This is a genomic window from Microbacterium algeriense (genome assembly GCF_008868005.1).
Classification (GTDB): Bacteria; Actinomycetota; Actinomycetes; order Actinomycetales; family Microbacteriaceae; genus Microbacterium; species Microbacterium algeriense.
The window spans coordinates 360,614-377,511 of record NZ_WAAO01000001.1 but is presented as its reverse complement, the minus strand read 5'-3'; the positions used below and the strand labels follow the sequence as shown (position 1 = coordinate 377,511).

General features: G+C 70.8%; 19 protein-coding genes. 8 read left to right on the top strand and 11 right to left on the bottom strand.

All coding sequences use genetic code 11. The features are described from left to right. Positions 1-18 precede the first annotated feature (18 nt). From F6A08_RS01770 to F6A08_RS01735, 8 genes are all read right to left on the bottom strand, one after another. The gene (locus F6A08_RS01770; protein ID WP_225855774.1) at positions 19-927 is read right to left on the bottom strand and encodes a DUF4862 family protein; all 909 of its coding nucleotides are present in this window, start codon (positions 925-927) and stop codon (positions 19-21) included. A 5-nt stretch (positions 928-932) separates the two neighbouring features. Then, complete coding sequence (locus tag F6A08_RS01765) at positions 933-1,619, bottom strand: N-acetylmannosamine-6-phosphate 2-epimerase (RefSeq protein ID WP_124896695.1); 687 nt, start codon at positions 1,617-1,619, stop codon at positions 933-935. Continuing rightward, positions 1,616-2,548, bottom strand: a complete 933-nt coding sequence (locus F6A08_RS01760) for an ROK family protein (protein WP_151458432.1) — start codon at positions 2,546-2,548, stop codon at positions 1,616-1,618. The genes F6A08_RS01765 and F6A08_RS01760 overlap by 4 nt, the downstream gene beginning before the upstream one ends. After that, positions 2,548-3,492, bottom strand: coding sequence for a dihydrodipicolinate synthase family protein (locus F6A08_RS01755; protein WP_151458431.1), 945 nt, complete (start codon positions 3,490-3,492; stop codon positions 2,548-2,550). Before F6A08_RS01755 ends, F6A08_RS01760 begins: the two co-directional genes overlap by 1 nt. Before the next feature lie 15 nt (positions 3,493-3,507). Beyond that, positions 3,508-4,308: an ABC transporter ATP-binding protein gene (locus tag F6A08_RS01750; RefSeq protein ID WP_124896698.1), complete on the bottom strand. Its 801-nt coding sequence runs from the start codon at positions 4,306-4,308 to the stop codon at positions 3,508-3,510. Then, entirely contained in the window at positions 4,305-6,356 is a 2,052-nt protein-coding gene (locus F6A08_RS01745; protein ID WP_124896699.1) for a dipeptide/oligopeptide/nickel ABC transporter permease/ATP-binding protein, read from the bottom strand. Before F6A08_RS01745 ends, F6A08_RS01750 begins: the two co-directional genes overlap by 4 nt. 1 nt (position 6,357) lies before the next feature. Next, the gene (locus F6A08_RS01740) at positions 6,358-7,314 is read right to left on the bottom strand and encodes an ABC transporter permease (RefSeq protein WP_151458430.1); all 957 of its coding nucleotides are present in this window, start codon (positions 7,312-7,314) and stop codon (positions 6,358-6,360) included. Between the two features lie 78 nt (positions 7,315-7,392). Further along, positions 7,393-8,988 (bottom strand): ABC transporter substrate-binding protein, encoded by a 1,596-nt coding sequence (locus tag F6A08_RS01735; RefSeq protein WP_151458429.1) that lies wholly within the window; start codon positions 8,986-8,988, stop codon positions 7,393-7,395. Positions 8,989-9,116: 128 nt separating this feature from the next. On the opposite strand from F6A08_RS01735, the gene F6A08_RS01730 reads away from it, so the two are divergent. The 5 genes from F6A08_RS01730 to F6A08_RS01710 all read left to right on the top strand — a co-directional run bounded on the left by F6A08_RS01730 (position 9,117) and on the right by F6A08_RS01710 (position 13,743). Then, a complete protein-coding gene (locus F6A08_RS01730; protein ID WP_225855699.1) occupies positions 9,117-9,839 on the top strand; it encodes a FadR/GntR family transcriptional regulator in 723 nt (240 codons plus the stop codon). Positions 9,840-9,887: 48 nt separating this feature from the next. Beyond that, positions 9,888-10,805 (top strand): DUF808 domain-containing protein, encoded by a 918-nt coding sequence (locus F6A08_RS01725; protein ID WP_151458428.1) that lies wholly within the window; start codon positions 9,888-9,890, stop codon positions 10,803-10,805. Positions 10,806-10,878: 73 nt separating this feature from the next. Beyond that, entirely contained in the window at positions 10,879-11,406 is a 528-nt protein-coding gene (locus F6A08_RS01720; RefSeq protein WP_017204708.1) for a GNAT family N-acetyltransferase, read from the top strand. A gap of 5 nt (positions 11,407-11,411) precedes the next feature. Continuing rightward, positions 11,412-12,128, top strand: a complete 717-nt coding sequence (gene pnuC / locus F6A08_RS01715) for a nicotinamide riboside transporter PnuC (RefSeq protein ID WP_151458427.1) — start codon at positions 11,412-11,414, stop codon at positions 12,126-12,128. Positions 12,129-12,360: 232 nt separating this feature from the next. Beyond that, a complete protein-coding gene (locus F6A08_RS01710; RefSeq protein WP_151458426.1) occupies positions 12,361-13,743 on the top strand; it encodes an LLM class flavin-dependent oxidoreductase in 1,383 nt (460 codons plus the stop codon). Positions 13,744-13,752: 9 nt separating this feature from the next. On the opposite strand, the gene F6A08_RS17595 is transcribed toward F6A08_RS01710, so the two are convergent. Further along, entirely contained in the window at positions 13,753-13,929 is a 177-nt protein-coding gene (locus tag F6A08_RS17595; RefSeq protein ID WP_164479601.1) for a hypothetical protein, read from the bottom strand. 9 nt (positions 13,930-13,938) lie between these two features. Further along, on the bottom strand, positions 13,939-14,304 hold the full coding sequence (locus tag F6A08_RS01705) for a hypothetical protein (RefSeq protein ID WP_040568894.1): 366 nt from the start codon (positions 14,302-14,304) through the stop codon (positions 13,939-13,941). A 54-nt stretch (positions 14,305-14,358) separates the two neighbouring features. Between F6A08_RS01705 and F6A08_RS01700 the strand changes: the two genes are divergently transcribed. Then, a complete protein-coding gene (locus F6A08_RS01700) occupies positions 14,359-15,108 on the top strand; it encodes a DeoR/GlpR family DNA-binding transcription regulator (RefSeq protein WP_151458425.1) in 750 nt (249 codons plus the stop codon). Here F6A08_RS01700 and F6A08_RS01695 read toward each other — a convergent pair. Further along, positions 15,092-15,814, bottom strand: coding sequence for a MerR family transcriptional regulator (locus F6A08_RS01695; RefSeq protein ID WP_151458424.1), 723 nt, complete (start codon positions 15,812-15,814; stop codon positions 15,092-15,094). The two genes, F6A08_RS01700 and F6A08_RS01695, sit on opposite strands and share 17 nt — an antisense overlap. Positions 15,815-15,899: 85 nt before the next feature. Here F6A08_RS01695 and F6A08_RS01690 point away from each other — a divergent pair, with 85 nt between their 5' ends. After that, the gene (locus tag F6A08_RS01690) at positions 15,900-16,346 is read left to right on the top strand and encodes a DUF6194 family protein (RefSeq protein ID WP_151458423.1); all 447 of its coding nucleotides are present in this window, start codon (positions 15,900-15,902) and stop codon (positions 16,344-16,346) included. Next, positions 16,343-16,873: a putative immunity protein gene (locus F6A08_RS01685; RefSeq protein ID WP_192576660.1), complete on the top strand. Its 531-nt coding sequence runs from the start codon at positions 16,343-16,345 to the stop codon at positions 16,871-16,873. The genes F6A08_RS01690 and F6A08_RS01685 overlap by 4 nt, the downstream gene beginning before the upstream one ends. Positions 16,874-16,898 lie beyond the last annotated feature (25 nt).

Genomic DNA, 16,898 nt, shown 5'->3' with positions numbered 1-16,898 from the left:
GGGCTGAGAGTTTCCGGCTCAGCCCGCGTCGCGGACGACGCCGAGGTTCCGTTCGGCAGTGCGGACGACCTCTGCGACCGTGCGATCCTCCGGCCGTCGCGCGACTTTGAGGCCGATCCACGGCACGTCGGCCGCGGCCCGGAGCGCCGCGCGGACATGCGCCGCGTCGAGCAGCGACGCCGACGCGGGATGGGTCTCCGCGATGGGCAGGTGCGCGTCCACCCAGGCGGGGCCGTACGGAGTCTCCACCGGCGCGGCCCCGGAGAACGCGAGCCCGGTCAGCAGCCCCGAGGCCGCCGCGTCGGCGATCTGCGCGGTCACCGCATCCGCGTCCCGCAGCTCGATCGCCGACCGCCCCCAGTTGAGCCAGAGGCCGACCGGGGCGCCGGCGGACCTGATGGCCGCGATCTCGGCAGCGAGCGGGAGGAATCCCTTCTCCGGCGTCTGTCCGGGAACGGCCGCGTCGCAGTGCTCGATGACGAGCCGGGCTCCGCTCCAGTCGAACGCCGCGACCTCCTCCACCGACCGGGCGAGCGCGTCCCCGTCTCCGCTCCCGCGGGGCGCGGTGTGCAGCATCACCACCGCGACCGCTGCGGCGGTCTCGGCGGTGAGCCGCGCGACGTCGTCCGCCATGCGCCGGAGGTCGGCCACCGCCGCGGCCCTCCCCGCCTCCTGCGGCGAGGCGAGTCCGTACGACGGGTCCTCCCCGAGTCGCCGCATCACGAACGGCACCGGGGTGATCGCGAGCGGCACACCCGGCAGGTGGTCGAGGAGCCAGGACGGGTCGTGCGGATGCACCGCCCCCATCCACGGCACCTCGAGCCCGGCCACCCCGGGGAGCGCGCAGAGCTCCGGCAGCAGCGCGGCCTCGAATGCCGGATCCCACCGGGCATGCGCGGGAGACAGCGGATAGGCGCTGAGGAGCATGGGGGTCACGGACGGGCCTCGGCGAGACTCCGCGCGAACCACGACGTGATGGTGGCCGGATGGGTGATGGCCGTGCCGACGCAAACCGCGTAGGCGCCCGCGGCGATCGCGGCGGCGGCGTGCGCCGGGGTGTGGAAGCGGCCCTCTGCGACGACCGGGCGCGCGCAGCGCGCCGCGATGAGACCGATGAGCTCGAGGTCGGGGCCGTCGCTCTTCGGACGCTCCCCGGTGTAGCCGGACAGGGTCGTGCCGAGGATGTCCGCACCCGCGGCTTCAGCCGCGATGGCATCGTCGAGTGAACCGCAGTCGGCCATGATGAGCGCGTCGGAATGCGCGCGCAGGCCGACGATGGTCTCCGCGAGGGTCCGGCCGTCGGGCCGCCGGCGGCGGGTGCCGTCGATCGCCACGATGTCAGCGCCCGCGTCGGCGACGGCCACGGCATGCTCCAGCGTCGGCGTGATGAAGACGTCGGCGTCGCCGTCCTTCCACAGTCCGATGATCGGCACCGGGAGGGCGGCGACCGCGCGGATGTCGTCGATGCCCTGCACGCGGATCCCGGCGGCACCGCCGACGATGGCGGCGTCGGCGACCTGCGCCATGGTGCGCGGGTCGCGCATCGCCTCCCCGGGGTACGCCTGACAGGAGACGATGAGTCCGCCGTGCAGGCGTTCGAGGATGGGGGTGGATGTCATGGTCGCCTCCAGGCGGATGCCGCGGCTCCCCGCAGCGGCGCGTCGTCGCCGAGGGAGCCCGGCAGGACGGGGGTGTCGTGCAGGGCGTCGATGGCCTCGGCGTGGAAGGCCGCCCGCAGGGCGTCCCACCACAGCTCGCCGATGCGCGGCACGCCGCCGGTGACGACGATCCGCTCCGGGTCGAGGAGGGTCGCGGCTCCCGCGAGTGCGCGGCCGACGGCGGCGGCGGAGTCCTGGACGGCGCGGACGGCGAGGGAGTCCCCCGTGCCGGACGCGGCGGCGACTCCGCGCGCATCGCGCAGCGCCGGGTCACCGCCGAGCGAGAGGTAGTGCCGGTGCAGGCCGATGCCGGAGCCGAGGGCTTCGAGGTGTCCGTTCCGCCCGCAGGGACAGCGGAGGTGCGCCGCCCCCGGGATGGGGAGGTGCGCGAGCTCGCCCGCCACGTGATGGGCGCCGCGCACCGGACGGCCGTCGAGGATGATGCCTGCGCCGACCCCCGTGCCGACGGCGACGACGAGGGTGCTCGAGGCTCCGGCGGCGGCCCCGTGGAGGTACTCCCCCGTGGCGTGCGCGTCGACGTCGTTCTGCACGGCGACCGGCGCATCGGCGGGGAGGCGGTCCGTGAGGGCTCCCCGGATCATGGCGGCCAGCGGAGTGCCCGGCCAGTCGGCGAAGGTGTCGGTGGCCGACACGATCGTCCCCGTCCGTGCGTCGACCACGCCCGCGGTGCCGATGCCGACGCCGACCAGCGCGGACTCCTCGTCGAGCAGTTCCTCCGCGAGCGCGGCGACGGTCGCCACGACGGCGGCGGGTCCCTCGCTCGCGGGAGTCGGCGCCGCGGTGGTGCGCAGCAGCGCGTCCGCCCGATCGGCGAGCGCCGCGGCCGTCTTGGTGCCGCCGATGTCGACGGCGAGGACGACCTCGCGCATCAGACGGCGACCGGAAGCAGACCGAGCTCGTCGAGGATCGTGCGGATGCCGGCGACGGCCTCCGGCGTGAGCGGCTCCACCGTGTCGGCCATCGCCGCATGGTCGATGATGCCGCGCGCGTGCATCGCCGCCTTGAACGCCCCGACGCCGGTGGCGTCGCCGGACAGCCCCTGCGGCTGGAACACGATGTCGAAGAGCCGGTTGATGCGCTCCTGCTCGGCCCGCGCGGTCGCCCAGTCACCGCGCTGCGCGGCCGCCCAGAGGCGCACGTAGCCCGCGGCCTCCACGTTCGCCAGACCGGGGACGACACCCGCCGCACCGACGAGGGCCATCGCGTCGACGACCACCTCGTGCCCGGTGAGAAGCTGCAGCGGGCGACCGGCGGCCTCGTTCGCCGCGATCAGTCGGCGGAACCCGACGTCGTCGCCGGACGAGTCCTTCACGCCCTGGATGACACCCTCCCTGCCGAGCTGCACGAGCAGGTCGATGCCGAGCTTGGAGTGCACGCGCACCGGCACGTCGTAGGCCCACAGCGGCACGTCGATCGCCGCGGCGATCGTGCGGAAGTGCGCGGCGACCTCGGCCGGCGAGTTCAGCGTGTACAGCGGCGCGGTGGTCACGATCGCCTGCGCGCCCGCGGCGGCGAGCCGGCGGGCGGTCTCGATGATGCGCGGGGCCGTGAGCTCGATCGCCCCGGCGATGACGGGCACGCGTCCGGCGTTCGCGGCGACGATCGTCTGCAGCAGCTCGACGCGCTGGTCGTCGGTGAAGTAGGCGGTCTCGCCGGTGGAGCCGAGCGCGAACAGTCCGGAGACGCCCTCCCCGATCAGGCGCTCGACGAGGCGGGTGAGCGACGCGTGGTCGATCGTCCCGTCGGGGAGCAGCGGGGTGGCGACCGGCGGGACGACGCCGGAGAACGACAGGGCGGGAGCGGGGGAAGGCATAGGTGTTCCGTCTTTTCAGTGGTGGGGTGCGAGCAGCGAAGGCGCGGCGCCCAGCAGCGTGCGGGTGTAGGGATCGGCGGGGTCGTCGAAGACCCGGGCGGCGTCGCCGTGCTCGACGACGCGGCCCTTGTTCATCACGGCGATCTCGTCGGAGAGGTAGCGGACGGTCTGGATGTCGTGGGAGATGAAGACCATGCCCAGGCCGAGCTGCTGCTTCAGGTCGGTCAGCAGGTTCAGGATCTGCGCGCGCACCGAGACGTCGAGGGCCGAGGTCGGCTCATCCGCGACGATGACCTGCGGGTCGAGGACGAGGGCTCTGGCGATCGCGACGCGCTGCCGCTGGCCGCCGGAGAGCTGACTGGGCAGCGCCTCCAGCGCCGACGACGGCAGCCCCACGAGCCCGACGAGGTCGCGCACCTTGCGCTCCCGGCTCGCCGGGGAGCCGAGGCGATGCACCTGCAGCGGATCCAGCAGCGCGTCCCGCACGCTCATGCGGGCGTTCAGAGCCGTCGCCGGGTCCTGGAAGACCACGGAGAGGATGCGCCCCAGGCGCTTGCGCACCGCGGGGGTGAAGGAGCGCACGGTCTCCCCGTCGAAGACGACCTGACCGCTCGTGGGCTTCTCGAGGCCGATCAGCACCTTCGCGGAGGTCGACTTGCCCGAGCCGGACTCGCCCACGATGCCCAGCGTCTGTCCGCGACGGACCGTGAGCGAGACCCCGGCGAGCGCGTCGACGTAGTGCGGGCGGAACAGCGACGAGCTGCGGGCCCGGTAGCGGACGTGCACGTCCTGCAGCTGGATGACGGGTTCGCTCATCGTCCTGCTCCGATCGGTTCGACGGGCGCATCGGCAGGATGCGCGGAGTAGTAGTGCTCGGTGCCGTCGATGTGCCGCCGCACGGGTTCCACTCCGGCGTACCGGGCGGGGTCCGTCGAGCGCGGCGCGAAGCGGTCGCCCTGCGGGAAGTCCCGCGGGGAGGGGACGACACCGGACACCTGGTGCAGGCGGTCGGAGCCGGCCTCGATCGAGAGCACCGCCCCGAGCAGACCCTGGGTGTACTCGTGGACGGGCTGCGTGAGCACCTCGCGTGTGGTGCCCTGCTCCACGACCTGGCCCGCGTACATCACGGTGATCCGGTGCGAGAGCTCGGCGACGAGGGCGAGGTCGTGCGAGACGAACACCAGTGCGAACCCGAGCTCCCGCTGCAGACGCATCAGCAGCTCCACGACCTGCGCCTGCACCGTGACGTCGAGGGCCGTGGTGGGCTCGTCGGCGATCACCAGCCGCGGGTCGCGGGTCAGGGCCATCGCGATGAGCACGCGCTGCCGCTGGCCGCCCGACAGCTCGTGCGGGTACGAGGCGAGCGTGCGCTTCGGATCGAGACCGACGAGCTCCAGCAGCTCCTCGGCCGTGCGGGTGCCGCCGCGGGACGTGAGCTGCTTCATCTGCGCGCGGATCAGCATCGCGGGATTCAGCGAGCTCAGGGCGTCCTGGTAGATCATCGCGATGTCGTGGCCGCGCAGCGCGTTGCGCTCCTTCGGCGTCATCCGCAGCAGATCCTTCCCGTCGAACAGGATGCGCCCACGGATGTCGGCCTTCGGATCGAGCAGCCCCATGATCGCCAGCGAGGTGATGGACTTGCCGCACCCCGACTCCCCCACGAGCGACATGGTCTCGCCGGGGCGCACGGAGAAGCTGACGTGGTCGACCACGTCGACGTCCCCGTGGCGCGGGAAGGAGATGCACAGATCCTGCACCTCGAGCAGCGGCGCGGCGTCTCCCGTGTAGACCAGGCGATCGGTGCGGGCGAGCTCGCGGGCGCGCAGCTCGGCGAGGCGTTCCGCCAGCGGCACCGCCTCCGCGGTGGGCACGAGCACGTCGGGGACGCCGCTGGGCACCGAGAGGTTGACCGCGGTGTCGACCGTCGGGATCACGTGGGTGTCGTCCGGGACGGCGGCCTCCTCCAGGTCGTGCGTCGACTCCTCCGTGTTCGCGGCATCGGCCGTGATCTTCCTGGCGCGCGGCGAGACCATGGCGTCGGTCATCCCCTCGGACAGGATGTTGAGGCACAGCACGGTGATCATGATGAGGATGCCGGGGAAGAAGGTCGCCCACCAGGCCCCGCTCATGAGCAGGTTGCGACCCGCGGCGATCACGTTGCCCCAGGACGGCTCGGGGTCGGGCACACCGGCCTGCAGGAACGACAGCGAGGCCTCGAACACGATCGCGTCGGCGACGAGCACCGTGGCGAAGACGAGCACGGGTGCCATGGCGTTGCGGGCGACGTGCCGCACGATGATCCGCGGGGTCCCCGCGCCCATCACGCGGACGGCCGAGACGTAGTCCTCGCCGTACTGGTCGAGGATGTTCGCCCGGACGATGCGGGTCAGCTGCGGCACGTAGAGGAACGCGATCGTGAGCACCAGCACCGGAAGCGACTTGCCGAACACCGCCACGAACACGGCGGCGAGCGCGATGCCGGGGAACGACATGATCACGTCCATGACCCGCATGAGGGTCTCGGAGATCCACTTCGGCGCGGTCGCGGCGATCGTGCCCAGCACGCAGGCGACGGCGAGGGCGACGAGGGTGGCCCCGAGCCCGATCACGAGGGAGTAGCGGGCCCCGTAGACCAGTCGGGAGAAGATGTCTCGGCCCTGCCGGTCGGTGCCGAACCAGTGCTCCGCACTCGGCGGCTGCACCGGGGAGCCGGAGGCGAGCGGGTCGTACGGCGAGATCAGCGGAGCGAGGATCGCGGCGAGCGCGATGATCGCGAGCACGGCGAGGCAGATGATCGAGCCGAGGGAGAGGCGGCCCCAGCGGAGGCCGGGGACGGAGAGTCGTTCCGTGAGTCTGCGTCGCATGTCACACCGCCCGGATTCGAGGATTGATGAGCACGTACAGGAGGTCGACGATGATGTTGATCACGACGAACGCGAGCGCTACCGCGAGCGTCACGCCCTGCACGAGGTTGGGTTCGTTGTTGGTGACCCCGTTGAGGATGAGGGTGCCCATCCCCGGGATCGCGAAGATGATCTCGATCACCACGGCGCCGCCGAGCAGGTACCCGATGCGGAGACCCAGCACGGTCACGGGGGTGATCAGCGCGTTGCGCAGCACGTTGCGGCCGACGACGATCACCCGAGGGATGCCGGCGCCGAGGGCGGTGCGCACATAGTCGCGGTCGAGCTCCTCGACCATCGAGGTGCGCACGACCCGGGAGAGCTGGCCGATCACGGGCACGGCGAGCGCGACCGCGGGAAGGGTCATCCGGGCGAGCCATCCGGACGGGTCGTCGGCGAAGGCCGGCAGCGGGCCCGAGGCCGGCAGCACCCCGAGCGCCAGGGTGAACACCTGGATGAGGAGGATGGCGAGCCAGAAGGAGGGCGTGGACAACGCGGCGACGCCGAAGACGCGGATGACCTGGTCGGGCCAGCGGTCGCGGTAGACGGCGGCGAGGACGCCGATCACGAACGCGACGAGGACCGCGATCACCAGACCGAGAAAGGTCAGGGCCAGCGTCACCGGGAAGGCTCGGGCGACCTCGTCGACCACCGGCAGGCTGCGGGCGGAGTAGGTGCCCAGGTCGCCCTGGACGAGGCCGAACAGGAAGTTCACGTAGCGGACGAACAGCGGGAGGTTCAGTCCGTGGTCTTCGCGGTACGCCTCCAGCGCTTCGGGGGAGGCGGTCTCGCCGAGCGCGGTGCGAGCCGGGTCGACGGGCGAGAACGACATCACGAAGAAGACCAGGAACGTGATGCCGAGGATCATCAGCGGCAACTGCAGCAGTCGCCGGCCGACGAGGCGGAGCGTGTGGGACACGTGCCGCTCCTTCCGGGGGGGTGGGGTGGCGGGGGCGCGCTCTTCGGGCGAGCGCGCCCCCGCCCTGTCGGGCAGGTGCTACTTCGCGGCCACGCCGACGTCGAGGAACGACAGTCCGGTCGTGGGGACCGGCTGGAAGCCGACCAGCTCCTGTGAGCTCCAGGCGGTGGGCAGCTTGCGGTGGAACAGCGGGTACAGCACGGCCTGGTCGGAGATCAGGTCGTACGCCTGGTTCCAGGACTCCTGCTGCTCCTCGCCCTCCTGGGTGACGGCGGTGTCGAGCAGCGTGCGCAGCTCGGCGTACTCCGGGGAGTCGGCCCAGGCGGTGCGCGTCTGGGTCCAGACGTTCTCGCCGTACCACCAGTTCATGAGCAGGTCGGGGTCCACGCCGAACACCGACGGGTCACCGGGGGCGATGGCGACGGTGTAGTCGCCGGAGTCGACCTTCTCGTACATCGACGCGGACTGGCTGATGTCGAGGGTGGTGTCGATGCCGATCGCGTCGAGGGACTCCTTGATGAGCGGGGCGACCTCCTTCACCCATCCGGTGTCGGTCATGCGCAGCGTGATCGCGAGGTCGGAGACCCCGGCCTCCGCCAGCAGCTCCTCCGCCTTCTCCGGGTCGTAGGAGTAGACCGTGGAGGCCTCGTGGTAGTTCGGGTAGTCCTCGGGCAGGAACGACGTGGCCGGGGTGGCGTTGCCGAGCATGCCGGTCTCGATGATCTTGTCCATGTCGAGCGCGTAGTGCAGCGCCTGGCGGACGCGGACGTCGTCGAACGGCTCGGCCTTCGTGTTGAACATCATGAAGAGGAGGCCGAACGACTGCACGCTCTCGACCTCGGCCGAGGCGGCCAGTCCGTCGGCGTCGATGTAGGGCACGTCCTCGATCGCCTGCACCGTGCCGGTCGACATCGCGGTGACGCGGGCGGAGGCGTCGGCGAGGAGGTTCCAGTTCATGCCAGCGGCGAGCGCGGGACGCGGGCCGTTGTAGTCGTCGTACCGCTCGAAGACGATCTTGTCCTCGGGGACGGCGGAGACGAGGGCGTAGGGACCGGAGCCGATCGGGTTCGCGCCGAACTCCTCGGGGTCGGCCTCGACCACGGCCTTCGGCACGATCTTGACGACGCCGAGTCGATCGTCGATGAGCGAGAACGGGTAGTCGGTGGTGATCCGGACGGTGTCCTCGTCGACGGCGGTGACCGTGTCGATGAACTCGACGAACGAGCGGAACAGGGAGTTGTTCGCCGGGTCGAGGACGCGCTCGTAGCTGAAGACCACGTCGTCGGCGGTGACCGGGTCCCCGTTCTGGAACGTCGCGCCTTCGCGGAGGTCGATGTCGTAGGTCGTCTCGTCGACCTGCGTCGGGAAGTCGGCCGCGAGGGCGGGGGCGGGCTCCTGCGTGACGGGGTCGAGGTCGATGAGCCCCTCGAAGATGTGCCAGTTCGCCGAGACCGTCACGGCGCCGGAGGCGACCATCGGGTCGAAGCTGCCGTTCAGGGTGTACGAGATCCCGGCCTCGATGATGCCGTCCGGGTCGATGTCGCTCGCGGCAGGGCTCTCGGCGGTGCTGGCGGCGCCGCCGCCGCAGCCGGCGAGGGCGAGGGACGCGGCGACCGTGCCGGCGACCGCCATCGCGAGACGACCCGCGCGGCGGCGGGTGCTGTGTCGGTTCATGTGTGCTCCAGGTGGTGGGGGGCGACGCCTTGAGGACATCAGACGTCTGATGTACTCTAAACACACGTTCGACCGGATCACAAGAGTGAGAGGATCGGAGCGTTTCCGGCAGGCAGGAGAGGGACCCTATGAAGTCCACCACGGGGAGGGCGTCGCGGATGCGGCGAGCCACGACGGCGGATCAGATCAAGCAGCTCATCCTCACGCGCGGACTCACCCCCGGCGACCCGCTGCCGACCGAGGCCGAGCTCTGCGAGGAGCTCGACGTGTCGCGCTCCTCGGTCCGTGAGGCGATCCGCACGCTCTCCACCCTCGACATCGTCGACGTCCGGCACGGACACGGCACCTACGTGGGCCCGATGTCGCTGGACCCGATGGTCGAGGCGCTCGTCTTCCGCGGCGTGCTCTCCCCCGAGGGGTCGCTGCAGGCGCTGCGCGAGGTCGTGGAGGTGCGTCTCGCCCTCGACCTCTCCATGGCGGAGCGCGTGGTCGAGGCCGCTCAGGCTCAGGCGGACCCGGAGCTCGACGAGCTCGTCGCCGAGATGGTCGACAAGGCCGGGCGCGGCGAGTACTTCCTCGACGAGGACAGGGCATTCCACACCCGCCTCTTCGGCGCCATCGACAACCGCCTGGTCGGCCAGCTCGTCGGAGCCTTCTGGGACGTGCACACCGCCGTGCTCCCGCAGCTCGGCATCGCGCAGCCCGACGACATCCACAAGACCGCCAAAGCGCATGGCGACATGCTGGACGCCGCGCGCTCGGGCGACGTCGAGCGCTACCGCCAGGCCGTCATCGAGCACTACCAGCCGCTGCAGCGGGTGCTGGCCACCGCGGAGAACGTGCGGGCCTGAGCCCGGGAGTCGGTAGTCTGACTTTCCCACCACGGAAAGAGGACCCGCATGTCCGTTGGACTGCTCGCCGTCGTCGACGACATCCTGAGCGCCGCGATGAAGGCGTCGGCGAAGGCCGCGGGGGTGGTCATCGACGACGCCGCCGTGACCCCGCAGTACGTGCAGGGCATCACGCCGGCGCGCGAGCTCCCGGTCGTCGGCAAGATCGCCCTCGGGTCGCTGGTGAACAAGTTCGTCATCATCATCCCGATCGCGCTGCTGCTCACGGCCTTCGCGCCGTGGGTGCTGCCGTATCTGCTGATCCTCGGCGGCTCGTACCTGTGCTTCGAGGGGGCGGAGAAGGTGCTGGAGTGGTTCGGGGTGCAGCACGGCCACGCCGACGAGAGCGCCCGCGACGAGAGGAAGCTCGTGCTCGGCGCCGTCCGCACCGACCTCATCCTCTCGACCGAGATCATGCTCATCTCGCTCGCCAGCCTCGACAAGGGACTCGACATCTGGTCGACCCTCGCGATCCTCGCCGTGATCGCCGTGCTCATGACGGTCGCGGTCTACGGCGCGGTGGCGCTCCTGGTGAAGATCGACGACATCGGCCTGAAGATGGCGAAGAACCCCGTGCAGCGGGTGCGGCACACCGGCACCCGGATCGTCCGGTCGATGCCCGCGGTGTTCCGGTTCATCAGCGTGCTCGGCACCGTCGCGATGCTGTGGGTCGGCGGTCACCTCGTGCTGATCAACCTCGGCGAGGTGGGGGTGCACGCCCCGACCGACATGCTGCACGCGGTCGAGCACGCGCTGGAGCCGCTCGGCGGCTTCGTGGTCTGGGTCGTCGACACGATCATCTCCGCGATCGCCGGCCTCGTCTGGGGTCTCGTGATCGTCGGCATCGTCCTCGGCATCGCCAAGCTCTTCGGCAAGAAGCCGAGCTTCCACGAGGGCGAGACCTCGCCCGCCGACATCCACGTCTGACATCGGAATCGGCGTCCGATGCCCTGATAACGTCGGCTTGCGCACCCGAAGCGCGAAGAAGGAAGAACCCCCGATGACCGCCGTGCACCTCAGGGACGCCGAGAGCGCCGACCTCGACACGATCACCGAGATCCACAACCACGCCGTCGTGCACACGACCGCGATCTGGAACGAGGACGCGGTCGACCGCGCGGATCGCGCCGCCTGGCTCGCCGACCGCACCGCACGGGGATATCCGGTGATCGTGGCCGCGGACGAGACGGGGGTGGTCGGCTACGCGTCCTATGCGCAGTGGCGACCGCACAGCGGCTACCGGCACACCGTCGAGCACTCCGTCTACGTGCGGGGCGACCAGCGGGGCCGAGGGATCGGGACGACGTTGATGACCGCGCTGATCGAGCGCGCCAGGGCCGACGGGATGCACGTGATGATCGGTGGCATCGAGAGCGGGAACACCGCATCCATCGCGCTGCACGAACGTCTCGGTTTCCGCGAAGTCGGTCGCATGCCGCAGGTGGGCGCCAAGTTCGGCCGCTGGCTCGACCTCAGCATGCTGCAGCTCGTGCTCGACGACCGCCCCGCACCGGACGTCGTGGTCTGACGACGATGGACCTGCTGCAGTGGTTCGTCGACGCCTTCAGCTCGCAGTGGACGCTGCCGGGTGGGCAGACCCTCCTCGTGCGCGAAGTCGTCGGCAACGCGTTCGGCCTCGCGAGCGCGCTGGGCGGCATGCGGCGCAAGGTGTGGGCGTGGCCGGTGGGCATCATCGGCAATGTGCTGCTGCTGACGGTGTTCCTGGGGTCGGCGCTGAGCCCTGATCCGTCGTTGCCGCACCTGCTGGGTCAGGCCGGCCGGCAGGTCATGTTCATCGCGGTCGCGATCTACGGCTGGGTGCGTTGGCGCAACCTCGACGGCGGACGTGTCATCCCTCGGTGGGCGCCGACGAGCGCGCGCATCGGCCTCGTGCTGGTGATGATCGTCGGCACGATCGCCCTGACCCCGCTGTTCCGGGCGCTCGGATCGTGGGAGCCCGTGTGGGCGGACGCCTGGACCTTCGTCGGCTCGCTCCTCGCCACCTACGGCATGGCCAAGGGGTGGACCGAGTTCTGGCTGATCTGGATCGCGGTCGACGTGGTCGGGGTGCCGCTGCTGTTCAGCTCGGGCTACTACGCGACGGGCCTCATGTACGTCTTCTACGGCGGCTTCACCGCGATCGGCTTCGTGATCTGGTGGCGGGCGCAGCGCCAGGCCGCGCATCCGATCGAGATCCTGCCGCCCGATCCCAGCCCCCGGCGCCCCGACGCCGACGGCACCGACGCCTGACCCCCGTCCCTCCCCCTCTCTCGCTCCTCTCTCGCTCGGACGGATGTCGGGCGCCCGGACGGATGTCGGACCGAACCAGGCGATTCGGCCCGACATCCGTCCGTCGACCCGACATCCGTCCGGCCCGACATCCGTCGACCCGACATCCGTCGGCCCGACACGGGTCCCGGATTGTTTCGGTCCGTGTCGGGGAGGCTCGACCTGATCGCCGCCATCGCCTTTCATGGACCCCATGACCCGTCAGATCCGCTTCAACGCCTTCGACATGAACTGCGTCGCCCATCAGTCGTCCGGCCTGTGGCGGCATCCGGACGACCGGTCGCGGCAGTACAACACGATCTCGTACTGGACGGATCTGGCGAAGCTGCTCGAGGGTGCGACCTTCGACGGCATCTTCATCGCCGACGTGCTGGGCACCTACGACGTGTACGGCGGCACGAACGAGGCCGCGATCCGCAACGGCGCCCAGGTGCCGGTGAACGACCCGATCCTCCTGGTCAGCGCGATGGCCGCCGTCACGGAGAACCTGGGTTTCGGCATCACGGCCGGCACCGCGTTCGAGCACCCCTACCCCTTCGCCCGGCGCCTGAGCACGCTCGACCACCTCACGCAGGGCCGGATCGGTTGGAACGTCGTGACCGGGTACCTGCCCAGCGCCGCGCGCAACATGGGCCAGGAGGACCAGCTCGCCCACGACGACCGCTACGACCACGCGGACGAGTACGTGGAGGTGCTCTACAAGCTCTGGGAGGGGTCATGGGAGGACGACGCCGTGGTGGAGGACCGCGAGCGCGGCATCTTCACCGACCCGGCAAAGGTGCATCCGATCGGGCATGAGGGGAAGCACTTCAGCGTCCCCGGCATCCACATCTCCGAGCCGTCGCCGCAGCGCACGCCGGTGATCTATCAGGCCGGAGCCAGCCCGCGCGGGGTGAGGTTCGCGGCCGAGAACGCCGAGGCCATCTTCGTCGCCGCACCGTCGAAGGAGGTGCTCGCCGGCACCGTGAAGCGCATCCGCGACGCCCTCGAAGCGGCGGGTCGCGACCGGTACGACGCCCGCATCTACACGCTGCTCACGGTGATCACCGCGGCGACCAGCGAAGAGGCCACCGCGAAGCACGCCGAGTACCTCTCTTACGCGAGCCCGGAGGGGGCGCTCACGTTCATGTCGGGGTGGATGGGCGTCGACCTCTCGCAGTACGCGGAGGACGAGCCGGTCGGGAACGTCGAGTCGAACGCGATCCAGTCCGTGCTGCAGCATCTGAAGGAGGAAGCCGACCTCGGGCGGGAGTGGACCGTCGGCGACTTCGGGCGCCACAACGCGATCGGCGGGCTGGGCCCCACGATCGTCGGCTCGGGCGAGGAGATCGCCGACGAACTGCAGTCGTGGGTCGAGGAGACCGACATCGACGGCTTCAACCTCGCCTACGCGGTGACCCCGGGGACGTGGGAGGACGTCATCGAGCACGTCATCCCGGTGCTGCGGGAGCGCGGGGCGTACCCGGAGGAGTATGCCCCGGGCACGCTCCGCAACAAGCTCCATGGTCGCGGCGACCGCGTGCAGGACACGCACCGCGCCGCGAAGTACCGCGTTGGTGCGTTCGCGAAGGCGTGACGCCGACGGTCAGTCGTCGCTGCGGCTGAAGATCCCGCGGAGCACGAGGAAGACCACCACGGCGACGACCGCGACGATCGCGAGCTTGAAGACGAAGGCGAGGACCGAGAACAGCGCGCTCACGATCCACCACGCGATCACGACGGCGAGGATCACGCCGAGGATGGTCCAGATGTTCTTGGTCATCCCCCTAGCCTACGGAGTCGCGGCCGCCGGGACCTCCTCGAGGGTGCGGTAGACGGGCAGACCGAGCTGCTCCGCGATCTCGACGTCCTTGTCGGCGCCGGTGGATTCTCCGGGCAGACGCAGCACCGCGTCGCAGTGCTGCAGCAGTCGGTGCGCCGTCTCGTACATCACGTCGCCGTCATCGGCGTGCGAGGGATCGAGGGTGCGCAGGATCGGCAGCGCGACCCATTCCCCGATCATCGGCACGTGTCCGAGGCGGAAGAGCGGGCCGGAGGCCTCTTCGAGGCGGGCGAGGTTCCGGGCGATGAGGTCGGGATCGCCGTTGGTTCCCGACCGGTAGGGACCGGCGATCAGAATGAGAAGTGGCTTTGTCATGTCGGCCACTGTAGTCTGAATCATGCAAGAACGTGCAACTTCGTGAGGAAACATATGCTCGCCGCGCAGCGCAAAGACCACCTGCTGGCCCTTCTCGACCGGGAGGGGAGAGTGGTCGCCAAGACCGTCGCGGACGACCTCGGCGTCTCGGAGGATGCCATCCGGCGCGACCTGCGCGAGCTCGCGGAGGAGGGCAGGCTCCTCCGGGTGTACGGGGGCGCCCTGCCGATCCCCGCAGCGGAACCGCCCGTGGTGGAACGACGAGAGCTCGCCACCGAGAGCAAGGAGCGCGTCGCCCGCAGGGCTGCTGCGAGCGTCCGGCCGGGGGCGACGATCGTCCTGGATGCCGGCACGACCACTCTCGCGATGGCGCGGCACCTTCCATCGGGTGCAGACCTCACCGTCATCACTCCGAGTCCTGCCGTCGCTCTCGCCGTGGCGGAGCACTCCGACGCCCGGGTGATCCTGATCGGCGGCGAGCTGTCGCGCCATTCCATGGTCGCCGGGGGCGCGCTGGCGATGGAGGCAGTGCAGCATCTCGCGGCCGACGTGTTCTTCCTCGGCGCGACCGGCGTCGACCCCGAGCGCGGACTCACCACAGGCGAGCTCGACGACGCGGTCACCAAGCGAGCGATCGCCTCGCGTTGCTCGGAGACCGTCGTGGTGGCGAGCGAGGACAAGATCGGCGGCGCCGCCCGCTACCCCGTGCTGCCCTTCGACGCGATCGCCGCCGTCATCACGGACCCGCTCGACACGAATCCGCTGATCGACGAGCTCACTGCACGGATCACGCGTCCCGAGTGACCACGGCGCACGGCTGCTCGGTCCGTTCGACGAGCAGCGCGTGCAGGCTCGCTGCCGCGGCGAGCAGCGCGATGCTGCGCCGGGCCAGATCGGCGAGCCTTTCCTCCAGGATGTCCTGAACGGCGCGAGGGCCGACGTGCCCGCGCACCTGGTCGAGCAGGAGCGCGATGGCGGGGATCCGGTAGCCGCCGCCGCGGAGCGCCGCGACGATCCGGGCCTCCGTGATCGCCGCCGCCCCGTAGGTGCGGGTCGATGCTCCGGCGCGGAGCGGGTGGACGAGTCCCTCACCCTCCCAGTGGCGCAGAGCCGATGGACGGACCCCGAGAGCCTGGGCGAGCTCGCCGATGGACATCGCGTCCTCCTCCGCGAAGACGTCGTCGGCCTCGACCATCGCCACGTCGAGGGCGCGCAGTGCCTCCCGGACGCGGGAGCGCTCCTCCGCGAGGCGCGCGTGCAGAAGATCGATCCGCTCCGCGGCGTCCTCGACCGAGCCCGCGATGACGGCAGGCAGCAGTCGGCGGGCGGGAACCGGGCCGATCGCCGCCGCCATCGCGCGGTAGGCGCGCAACGCCGTCTCGTGCTCGGACCTGTACCGGCGATACCCGTTCGCACCGCGCGGCGCCGGAGGGATCACCCCGAGGCGCTCGAGATCGCGCACCTGCTGCGTCGAGTAGCCCACCCGCCGCCCGAGCGCGGCCGTCGTCATGGTTCGCTCTGGAGAGTTCAGCACCGTCTCCTCCCGCGCTGATGGGAAGAAGTCCACATAAGCGCTTCAACTTCATCATTGAAGCATGGACATGAACCAGATCATCGACGCCGTGCGTGGTCTCGACGGCTCCCTCGTCATCACCCCGGAGGCCGGAAGCAACTTCCCGGAGTTGTCGTGGGGCGACGCGTACTTCTACCACGCCCCCGACGGACGGATGCCCGAGCGCACCCAGCCCTACGGGACGATCATCACGAAGGACTACCCCGACGACACCACGTCCGCCCTCGACACACCGGGCAGGTTCCGCGTGAACATCCACGTCGGACGCGACGCGGCCGACTCGCTCGTGACCGCCTCCGAGGACCCTGCCGACGAGGATGTCCTCCACCGGCATCCCCTCTACGGGGCGTCCGGGTGGGTGTGTGTGATCGACCCCGGGGAGCGCACCGCGCAGACCGTGCTCGCCCTGCTCCGGCAGGCCCATGAGGACGCCAGGACTCGCGCGGAACGCCGAGCGAGTCGATCGTGACCACCCCGCAGGGCATGACCGAAGCCGAGCGGAGGATCGTGGCGGTCTGGGCCGCCGACTGCGCCGCGCGCGTGCTTCCGGTGTTCGAGGCCGAAGCCCCCGACGATGGCCGAGCGCGGGATGCGATCGACCGGGCGCGAGCCTTCGCGCGGGGTGATCTCACGGCCGCCGAGGAGATCCGCCGCCGATTCGTCGCTGGACGGGCCGCACGCAATGCCACCTCCCCCGCGGGCGTCGCCGCGGCTCGATCGGCGGCGCAGGCCGCCGGTGTCGCGCATATGGGCGCTCATGCTCTCGGTGCCGCCGCGTACGCTGCGAAGGCCGTCGAACTCGCTCACCCACATGATCCCCGCGCCCGCGGGGACGAGGTGGAGTGGCAGCTCGCGGCGCTCTCCCCGGACGCCGCCGCCGCCCTTCGAACGCTGCCGCCCGTGGGCGACGACCCGGCCGGTCCGCTCGGCGCCGGTCTCCTCGCCACCGGGGTGCTCGGGGAAGTCATCCGCGAGATCCAGGCGCACCTGCGCTGACGCGACCGTCCGAGGCGCTCGCGCC